Source organism: Butyricimonas sp. RTP31003st1_G1_RTP31003_210430 (assembly GCF_040920905.1).
Taxonomy (GTDB): domain Bacteria; phylum Bacteroidota; class Bacteroidia; order Bacteroidales; family Marinifilaceae; genus Butyricimonas; species Butyricimonas paravirosa.
In genome coordinates this window covers 1-9,208 of record NZ_JBCOSQ010000105.1, presented here as the reverse complement: position 1 = coordinate 9,208, position 9,208 = coordinate 1, and the positions used below count along the sequence as shown (strand labels likewise).

General features: G+C 45.1%; 10 protein-coding genes. All 10 read left to right on the top strand.

All coding sequences use genetic code 11. From position 1 onward, the window contains the following. On the top strand, positions 1 to 752 hold a 752-nt coding region (locus AB5542_RS20250; protein ID WP_368243395.1), incomplete at its 5' end, for a hypothetical protein. 75 nt (positions 753 to 827) lie between these two features. Continuing rightward, positions 828 to 1,712 carry a GTPase Era gene (gene era / locus AB5542_RS20245; RefSeq protein ID WP_087421181.1) on the top strand — a complete coding sequence of 295 codons (885 nt, stop codon included), beginning with the start codon at positions 828 to 830 and terminating at the stop codon, positions 1,710 to 1,712. A gap of 36 nt (positions 1,713 to 1,748) precedes the next feature. Beyond that, positions 1,749 to 3,056: a ribosome biogenesis GTPase Der gene (gene der, locus AB5542_RS20240; protein ID WP_087421180.1), complete on the top strand. Its 1,308-nt coding sequence runs from the start codon at positions 1,749 to 1,751 to the stop codon at positions 3,054 to 3,056. A 74-nt stretch (positions 3,057 to 3,130) separates the two neighbouring features. Beyond that, on the top strand, positions 3,131 to 3,547 hold the full coding sequence (locus AB5542_RS20235) for a SoxR reducing system RseC family protein (RefSeq protein ID WP_087421319.1): 417 nt from the start codon (positions 3,131 to 3,133) through the stop codon (positions 3,545 to 3,547). 66 nt (positions 3,548 to 3,613) lie between these two features. Then, complete coding sequence (locus tag AB5542_RS20230; protein WP_279039692.1) at positions 3,614 to 4,483, top strand: Fe-S cluster domain-containing protein; 870 nt, start codon at positions 3,614 to 3,616, stop codon at positions 4,481 to 4,483. A 127-nt stretch (positions 4,484 to 4,610) separates the two neighbouring features. Beyond that, complete coding sequence (gene rsxC, locus AB5542_RS20225) at positions 4,611 to 5,942, top strand: electron transport complex subunit RsxC (protein ID WP_279039693.1); 1,332 nt, start codon at positions 4,611 to 4,613, stop codon at positions 5,940 to 5,942. Between the two features lie 122 nt (positions 5,943 to 6,064). After that, the gene (locus tag AB5542_RS20220) at positions 6,065 to 7,039 is read left to right on the top strand and encodes an RnfABCDGE type electron transport complex subunit D (protein ID WP_279039694.1); all 975 of its coding nucleotides are present in this window, start codon (positions 6,065 to 6,067) and stop codon (positions 7,037 to 7,039) included. A gap of 76 nt (positions 7,040 to 7,115) precedes the next feature. Further along, positions 7,116 to 7,697: an RnfABCDGE type electron transport complex subunit G gene (locus tag AB5542_RS20215; RefSeq protein ID WP_195666845.1), complete on the top strand. Its 582-nt coding sequence runs from the start codon at positions 7,116 to 7,118 to the stop codon at positions 7,695 to 7,697. A 28-nt stretch (positions 7,698 to 7,725) separates the two neighbouring features. Continuing rightward, positions 7,726 to 8,313: an RnfABCDGE type electron transport complex subunit E gene (locus AB5542_RS20210; RefSeq protein ID WP_087421176.1), complete on the top strand. Its 588-nt coding sequence runs from the start codon at positions 7,726 to 7,728 to the stop codon at positions 8,311 to 8,313. Between the two features lie 76 nt (positions 8,314 to 8,389). Beyond that, the gene (locus AB5542_RS20205; protein WP_087421175.1) at positions 8,390 to 8,962 is read left to right on the top strand and encodes an electron transport complex protein RnfA; all 573 of its coding nucleotides are present in this window, start codon (positions 8,390 to 8,392) and stop codon (positions 8,960 to 8,962) included. Positions 8,963 to 9,208 lie beyond the last annotated feature (246 nt).

Genomic DNA, 9,208 nt, shown 5'->3' with positions numbered 1-9,208 from the left:
CGATAACTTATATATCCCCCACGATCACTCGTTATTACTCCGGGACTAACATCGCCCGGGAGACCAGAATTCACAATGACTCACTCACAATCACTACATACCAGTACTCCCCTCAAGGACTTTTAACACGGATCATTCAAAGTACACGACTGCAAAAAGATTCCACTACCACCACCCCGTTGAACTTGATTGTCACAACATTCAGGTATAATGACCTCGGTAAATGCTACGAAGAAGAAACCATTGATTCCCTCGCAAAAGCAACCGTATGCCTGATCAATTATCAGTATGACACGATCTCCCGTCCCGTCATGAAAACAACCAAGTGGAACCACGGGCAAAACGTTATTGACTATTACAATCACCGAGGACAGGTCAACCGGACACAAGAATACCGGAACGGGCTGATTTGCGCTCAAACAGACTACACTTACGACACTCAAGGCCGTCTCTCCGGTAAAACATGGATAAACACTAGACCGGATACCGACCATCCCGCCACGAAACAAGTCACCCTTTACACGTATGATCCATTCGGCTACCTTGTAAGCATTTCCTACGTGAAGGAAAATCTGCAAAATGAAAAAATAACAAGTAACATGACACTAACCTACGACGAATTCGGCAACCCGATCAATCCTAATTACCAATATACTTACGACCAGACCGGAGCATGGACCAGTAAAACGAGCAAAACGAACCCGGCGGACAGCGAGAAAATCGCTTATGTCTACAAGCAAAACAAAAAATAGACCCGCACATTTTCGTTTAGGCTTTCAATTTTCAATTAGTTATCGTACCTTTGTGCCCAATTAATTTTTAAATAAATGGAGCACAGAGCAGGTTTTGTCAATATCTTAGGAAACCCCAACGTGGGAAAATCAACCTTGATGAATCGACTAGTCGGGGAGAAATTATCGATTATCACGTCCAAATCCCAAACCACACGTCACCGGATCAAGGGAATCGTGAACGGGGAGGATTTTCAGATCGTATTTTCCGATACCCCGGGGGTCGTGAAACCCAGTTACAAGATGCAGGAATATATGCTTGATTTCTCGAAAAGCGCCATTATCGATGCCGACATCATCCTCTATGTCACCGACGTGGTGGAGAATATCGAAAAGAACGCGGACTTTATCGAGAAAGTGAAACAAAGCGAGGTTCCCATCCTTCTGGTGTTGAACAAAATTGACCTGACCACCCCGGATAAACTGGATGCCCTGTTCGACAAGTGGAAAGAGATCATCCCGCGAGCTGAAATATTCCCGATCTCGGCTACTGAGAATTTCAACGTGGACAATTTATACAAGCGCATTCTGGAATTGTTACCCGTGGGAGAACCTTATTTCGACAAAGAAGAAATGACCGATATGCCGGCACGCTTTTTCGTAACCGAAATTATCCGGGAAAAGATTTTGTTGAACTACGATAAAGAAATTCCTTATTCTGTCGAGGTTGTCGTGGAAGAATTCAAGGAAGAAACCAAACGTATCAACATCATGGCCGTGATCAACGTGGAACGGGATTCCCAGAAAGGTATCATTATCGGGCATCAGGGTGCCGCATTGAAAAAAGTCGGAACGGAAGCCCGTGTTGACATCGAAGCCTTCTTCGGGAAAAAAGTATTCCTGAACCTGTACGTCAAAGTCCTCAAAGACTGGCGGAACAAGGAAAACGACCTGAAACGCTTCGGTTACAAACAACTTTAATCTTTTAGTTTTTATCTTTTAACTTTTATCTTTCCAATGAGTAATATTGTTGCAATAGTAGGACGTCCCAACGTGGGAAAATCAACACTTTTCAATCGTTTAGTCGGTGGCCGGAAAGCCATCGTAAACGAGGAAAGCGGGGTGACCCGTGACCGGAATTACGGAAAATCAGAATGGAACGGCAAAGAATTCTCGGTGATTGACACCGGAGGATACGTTTCCAACAGTTCGGACATCTTCGAGGAGGAGATCAACAAACAGGTATTACTCGCTATGGACGAGGCCGACGTGATCCTGTTCGTCTGCGACGTGGAACTCGGTATTACCGATCTGGACCACAGTTTCGCCCGTATGCTCCGGAAAGTCAACAAACCCATTTACCTCGTGGCAAACAAGGTGGACAATGGAGAACGTCTCTACGATGTCCACGAATTCTATAAACTGGGAGTCGGAGAAGAGATTTTCCCCATAGCATCCATCAACGGTTCGGGAACAGGAGAACTACTTGACAAGCTGGTATCACACTTCACCACCGACCCGCTCGAAGACATGGAAGAACTTCCCAAGATCGCTATCGTGGGACGCCCTAACGTGGGAAAATCCTCCACGATCAACGCCCTTATCGGGGAAGAACGTAATATCGTAACCGATATTGCCGGAACAACTCGTGACACGATCACCACCCGCTATAATCGTTTCGGACACGACTTCTTGTTGGTGGACACCGCGGGATTACGCAAGAAAGCGAAAGTCAATGAAGACGTGGAATTCTATTCCGTGATGCGTTCCGTGCGTGCCATCGAAGACAGTGACGTGTGTATGCTACTGATTGATGCAACCCGGGGAATGGAATCTCAGGACTTGAACATATTCCACCTCATCGAGCGTAACCAGAAAGGCGTGGTAGTCCTCGTGAACAAGTGGGACCTGATCGAGAAAGATAACAAAACGACAATCAATTTCGAGAAAGAACTGCGGGCAAAAATGGCCCCCTTCAACGACGTGGAGATCATTTTCACCTCGGCTCTCACGAAACAACGTCTGTTGAAAGCGCTTGAATCAGCCATCCAGACCTACGAAAACCGGAAACAAAAACTGAAAACATCCGAACTGAACCGTATCATGCTGGAAGAGATCGAAAACTTCCCTCCCCCCAGCTTGAAAGGAAAATATATCCGCATAAAATACGTGACACAACTACCATCGAAAACCCCAACTTTCGCATTCTATTGCAACTTACCGCAATACGTGAAAGAACCTTACAAGCGTTTTCTGGAAAACAAAATCCGGGAACACTGGAAGTTCACGGGTGTACCGATTCAAATTTTTATGCGTAAAAAATAAAAAATGAAAACCATCCTCGCTGCAGGATGGTTTTTATTTTATCATTATATTTGCTCTATTCTAAGAATCATATTATGGCAAAAAATACAATAGAACATGATGGAATCGTGACACAGGTAGCCGATACCTTTATTATAGTGACCATACAAAGCCAAACAGCCTGTGCGGGATGTCATGCCAAAGGAGCTTGTGGTATGTCGGAAATGGCTTTAAAGAGCATCACGGCAGAAAAACCGAATGAAGACGTCAAAATAGGAGACAAAGTAATCGTCAGTGCCAGTACTCAAAATGCCATGCTTTCCGTGCTATTGGCATACATTGTTCCTTCCGTTTTAATTATCGTTATTTTGACCTTGCTTATCCTTGCCGGAGTCAGTGAAGTTATGGCCGCTACATTATCCCTAATTGCAATATCAGCCTACTTTATTTGCCTGTATTTACTAAGAAACAAGTTTGCCCAAAAAATAAAATTCAAGGTTAAAATAGCATAACCTAGAAAAAAAATAATAACTTTACGGGCGTTATAACAAACTAGAGGAGACAAAACAAACACCTTTATGATGACTACTACCATTATTTACACCATTATTTCTTTGTGCGCTATTGGGATTGCGTCTGCCGTGATTCTCTATTTTGTCGCACAAAAATTCAAGGTCGAGGAAGACCCTAGAATTGATACCGTGGAAAGCATCCTACCGGGAGCAAATTGCGGAGGATGTGGCAAGCCCGGGTGTAGGGGATTTGCGGAAGCCACGGTAAAGGCTACTTCTTTGGATGGACTGTTTTGTCCGGTTGGAGGTGCGGAAACCATGACGAAAGTTGCCGCCGCCCTGGGCATGGAAGTAACGGCACAAACCCCGCAAATTGCGGTGGTAAGATGTAACGGCACGTGTGACCATCGTCAACGTACCAGTCAATATGACGGTTACAAATCATGCGCCATCGAACATTCCCTTTACCGGGGTGAAACCGATTGTACCTTCGGTTGCCTGGGATGTGGGGATTGCGTAACAGCCTGTCCGTTCGATGCCATTCATATGGACGAGAACGGTCTCCCGGTCGTTTCCGAGGAGAAGTGCGTGGCGTGTGGAGCCTGCGTGAAGGCCTGTCCGAGAAACATCATCGAGTTACGAAACAAAGGAGTGAAAGATCGGCGAGTTTTTGTTTGCTGCGTGAACAAAGACAAGGGGAACATTGCTCGCAAAGCTTGTACAGCAGCCTGCATCGGATGTGGAAAATGCGTGAAAGAATGTCCTTTTGAGGCCATCACCCTAGAGAACAACTTGGCATACATTGATTTCCGAAAATGTAAACTTTGCCGGAAATGTGTCAGTGCTTGCCCGACACACGCGATCCACGAAGTTAATTTTCCTCCCCGGAAAATCACCGAACCAACTGAAGTAGAAGCGAAAAACGAACAAATTTAGTGATTGCCGATTCAATGATTGGGTGATTAAAATCACTTAATCGAAAATCATTAAATCACTTAATCAATAGGATTTAAAATCACGAAATCACAGAATCATTCAATTTAAAACCTAAAACTAATACACCGTGCTTAAGACATTTAAAATTGGGGGAGTTCACCCACCAGAAAATAAATTATCAGCACAAGGGGAAATTATCACCCTTCCCCTCCCCGAACAAGTAACCATACCCTTATCACAACATATCGGGGCTCCTGCCGTTCCCACGGTGAAAAAAGGAGATCAAGTAAAAGTAGGACAAATCATCGGTCAGGCTGCCGGCTTTATATCGGCAAATATTCATAGTTCCGTATCCGGAACCATTATGTCACTTGATCCGGTGATCGACGCCAGCGGTTACCCCCGCCCGGCTGTAACCATTAAAGTTGAAGGTGACGAATGGGATGAAAATATTCTAAAAGATCCCATCAACAAACAACCTAGCACATTCACGAAAGAAGAGATTCTGGCAGCTATCAGTGCAGCAGGAATCGTCGGTATGGGTGGTGCCACCTTCCCGACACAGGTAAAACTATCGCCTCCTCCCGGAAGTACTGCCGAGGTACTTATCATCAACGGTGTGGAATGTGAGCCTTACCTCACGGCAGACCATCGCTTGATGCTGGAACACGGGAAAGAGTTGATCATTGGTATACAACTTATCATGAAAGCCCTCGGCGTGAAACGCACGATCGTGGGAATCGAAAACAATAAACGAGACGCCATTGAAGAACTGGATAAACTAGCCAGACTGGCGGACGGAATCGAGATATGCCCGTTAAAGATACAATACCCGCAAGGAGGTGAGAAACAATTGATACAAGCCACCACCGGAAAATTCGTTCCATCGGGCGGACTACCCATTGCTGTCGGGGCCGTGGTGCAGAACGTGGGGACCGTGTATGCCGTGTACGAAGCTGTCATGAAACATAAACCCCTGTTCGAACGGGTAGTCTCGGTTACCGGAAAATCATTAAAAGAACCGGGTAATTACCTTTGCCGCATCGGGACCCCGATCTCACAACTGATTGAGGCTGCCGGGGGATTGCCTGAAGACACGGGTAAAGTGATTGGAGGAGGCCCCATGATGGGAAAAGCCCTGACCAACACGAACATTCCCGTCACGAAAGGCACGAGTGGCATCCTGCTTATGCGTCAGGAAGAATCTGCCCGTAAAGAATATCGGAACTGTATCCGCTGTTCGAAATGTGTTAGCGTGTGTCCTATGGGATTGGAACCCTATTATTTGATGTTACTTGGAGAACACAACAAGCTGGAAATGCTGGAATCAGAAAAGATCATGGACTGTATCGAATGTGGTTCATGTAGTTTTACCTGTCCGGCAAACCGTCCGTTGCTTGACGTGATCCGTCTGGGGAAAGCCAGAACAGGTCAAATGATCCGGTCGAGAAAAAAATAAAAAATTAATTTAGAATGAATCGATTCAGAGATTGCCGATTAAATGATTTAATGATTAACAAGCGTTGACTCGTGGGTGGAAATCACAGAATCGGAAACCACTAAATCACTAAATAAAAAAATATGAGTAATTTCACCATATCCCCCTCTCCCCACGTTCACGGCGGGGATTCGATAGAAAAAAATATGTACGGCGTACTTATCGCATTAGTACCGACGTTTATCTTTTCTATCGTATTTTTCGGGCTGGGAGCCATTTTGGTAACCCTCACCTCGGTAGTTGCCTGCCTTGTATTCGAATACGTTATTCAAAAATACCTCATGAAACAACGTCCCACGATATGGGACGGGTCAGCCATCATCACGGGAGTATTGCTGGCATTTAACCTTCCCTCGTCTCTTCCCTTGTGGATCGTGGTCATCGGAGCATTGGTTGCCATCGGTATCGGTAAAATGAGTTTCGGAGGATTAGGAAACAATATTTTCAACCCGGCTCTCGTGGGTCGTGTTTTCCTGTTGATCTCGTTCCCGGTACAAATGACCACTTGGCCCATACCGAACGGATTCGCCACGGCTGATGCAGTAACCGGAGCTACACCCCTAGCACTTGTAAAAGAGGCCGTTAAGAACGGACAAGCCGTTGGAGAGGCACTCTCTTCAGCCGGATTCTCTACCGGTAACTTGATTCTCGGTAACATGGGGGGTAGTTTGGGAGAAGTCGCCGCTATCGGACTTTTATTAGGATTCGCCTATATGCTGATCCGAAAGATCATCAGTTGGCACATCCCGGTGGCTATTTTCGCCACGGTTATCGTGTTCTCCGGGATTCTGAACCTAGCTGATCCGGCACAATTTGCCGGTCCGGTTTTCCATCTCTTTACAGGAGGTTTGATGTTGGGAGCAATCTTTATGGCCACGGATTACGTAACCTCTCCCATGACACATAAAGGAATGCTTATTTACGGTGTCGGTATCGGGCTGTTGACCGTAATCATCCGTGTATTCGGGGCTTACCCGGAAGGAATGTCTTTTGCCATCCTGATCATGAACGGATTCACACCGCTGATAAACAGATATTGTAAACCCCGACGATTTTAAATTTACTAATTGTAGATTGTAAATTACTTACAAATGGAATTTAAAATTTAAAATCTAAAATTTAAAATCTAAACTGATGGGAAAGAAATTAGAATCAAGCTTTAAGAATATGGTACTGGTGTTATTTTTGGTAACACTGGTTTCCTCCGCCGCAGTGGGAGTTGTGAACTCACTCACGTCCGGATTAATTGAAAAAGTAAAAATTGAAAAGCAAGTACAGGCCATTCGTGCCGTGGTTCCCGCTTTTGATAATGACCCGATGACGGAAAAACAGATCGTGAAAGCAGATGGAGGGGAATTAGAATTCTATCCGGCTAAAGCAAACGGGCAACTCGTGGGGACAGCCATTAAAACGTTCACAAATAACGGGTTTGGCGGGCTTATTGAACTTATGGTAGGATTCACCCCAGACGGAAGTATATATAACTACTCCGTGCTAAGCCACAAAGAAACCCCGGGATTGGGTTCCAAAATGGACACCTGGTTCGTGAAAGGTGCCAAAGGTGATATTACCGGAAAAACTCCGGGTGCGCAAGGACTTCAGGTTTCAAAGGACGGCGGAAACGTGGATGCCATCACGGCCGCCACGATTTCATCCAGAGCTTTCTTGGATGCAGTAAACCGGGCGGCAAAAGCATTGGCAGAATCCGCAAAATAACACGTAAAATCAATGAAAGAATAAAGATATGAACAACTGGCAAACTTTTACCAAAGGGTTCTTCAAGGAAAATCCGACCTTCGTACTCCTGCTCGGGATGTGTCCCACACTGGGAGTTACCACCTCAGCCATTAACGGCTTGGGGATGGGCTTAGCCACGGCTTTCGTTCTGGTACTATCCAATCTGGCCATCTCGCTCGTGGCAAACCTGATTCCCGACAAAATCCGGATTCCCGGTTTTATCGTGATCATCGCTGCATTCGTTACCGTGGTCGATATGTGCATGGCAGCTTACCTGCCAAGCTTGCACGAATCTTTGGGATTATTCATTCCGTTGATCGTGGTGAACTGTATCGTGCTGGGACGAGCTGAATCATTCGCATCCAAAAACAAAGCCATTCCTTCCATGCTGGACGGTTTGGGTATCGGCCTTGGTTTCGCAATGGCATTAACGATATTAGGTTCTATCCGTGAGATTTTGGGTAGTGGGAAGTTCTTCAACATGACCCTCTACAATGAAAATTACGGAATGCTCGTTTTCGTTCTGGCTCCGGGAGCGTTTATCGCTTTGGGTTACCTGATCGCATTCATCAACAGAATAAGAAAAACCAACTAATTGTAAATTTTAGATTGTAAATTGTAAATTGAAAAAGCAATCTAAAATCTAAAATTTAAAATCTAAAATTAGAAACATGGAATACGTTTTTATATTTATAGCCGCCGTATTTGTCAACAACATCGTGTTGGCACAATTCTTGGGAATCTGCCCGTTCCTAGGGGTTTCCAAGAGCGTACCCACGGCACTCGGAATGACAGGAGCCGTTACGTTCGTGATGATTCTGGCCACCATGGTAACATTTATCGTACAGAAAACCGTACTTGACCCGTTCGGCATCGGATTCATGCAAACCATCGTGTTTATCTTGATCATTGCCGCCCTCGTTCAGATGGTGGAAATCATTCTGAAGAAGGTAAGTCCGTCACTTTATCAAGCATTAGGAGTTTTCTTACCCTTGATCACGACAAACTGTGCCGTACTTGGTGTAGCCATCATGGTGATTCAAAAAGATTATAACTTACTGGAATCCGTCGTGTTTGCAGCCTCAACTGCATTAGGTTTCGGGTTAGCTTTAACCATCTTTGCCGGAATCCGGGAACAACTGGAACTATCCTCCATTCCTCAAGGCATGAAAGGAACCCCCATCGCACTGGTTACAGCCGGATTGCTGGCCATGGCGTTCATGGGATTTTCGGGTATCGTGTAATGGGTCAAAAGTTCATAAGGTTTATAAAGTCTATAAGGTCCTTGGACCCTTGCAGGTACTTTGTCAACGGCAATTCTGAGTTGCCGTTCAATATTATCCGAAGGACACCCGTCACTTTATGAACCTTATGGACTTTATGAACTTTACAAACTTTCGACTCACCTTTCCATTGGCCATGTGGCCAAAAATAGTTGGTAAATTCTTTATAACGATTTGAATTCCAGAATGATTAATTACCTTAATTGA

Bases quoted from the DNA above. Each gene is read 5' to 3' on its own strand.
- AB5542_RS20220 (WP_279039694.1), top strand. From the start codon at position 6,065: ATGAGTAATTTCACCATATCCCCCTCTCCCCACGTTCACGGCGGGGAT.
- der (WP_087421180.1), top strand. From the start codon at position 1,749: ATGAGTAATATTGTTGCAATAGTAGGACGTCCCAACGTGGGAAAATCA.
- AB5542_RS20215 (WP_195666845.1), top strand. From the start codon at position 7,116: ATGGGAAAGAAATTAGAATCAAGCTTTAAGAATATGGTACTGGTGTTA.
- AB5542_RS20205 (WP_087421175.1), top strand. From the start codon at position 8,390: ATGGAATACGTTTTTATATTTATAGCCGCCGTATTTGTCAACAACATC.
- AB5542_RS20235 (WP_087421319.1), top strand. From the start codon at position 3,131: ATGGCAAAAAATACAATAGAACATGATGGAATCGTGACACAGGTAGCC.
- AB5542_RS20210 (WP_087421176.1), top strand. From the start codon at position 7,726: ATGAACAACTGGCAAACTTTTACCAAAGGGTTCTTCAAGGAAAATCCG.
- era (WP_087421181.1), top strand. From the start codon at position 828: ATGGAGCACAGAGCAGGTTTTGTCAATATCTTAGGAAACCCCAACGTG.
- AB5542_RS20230 (WP_279039692.1), top strand. From the start codon at position 3,614: ATGATGACTACTACCATTATTTACACCATTATTTCTTTGTGCGCTATT.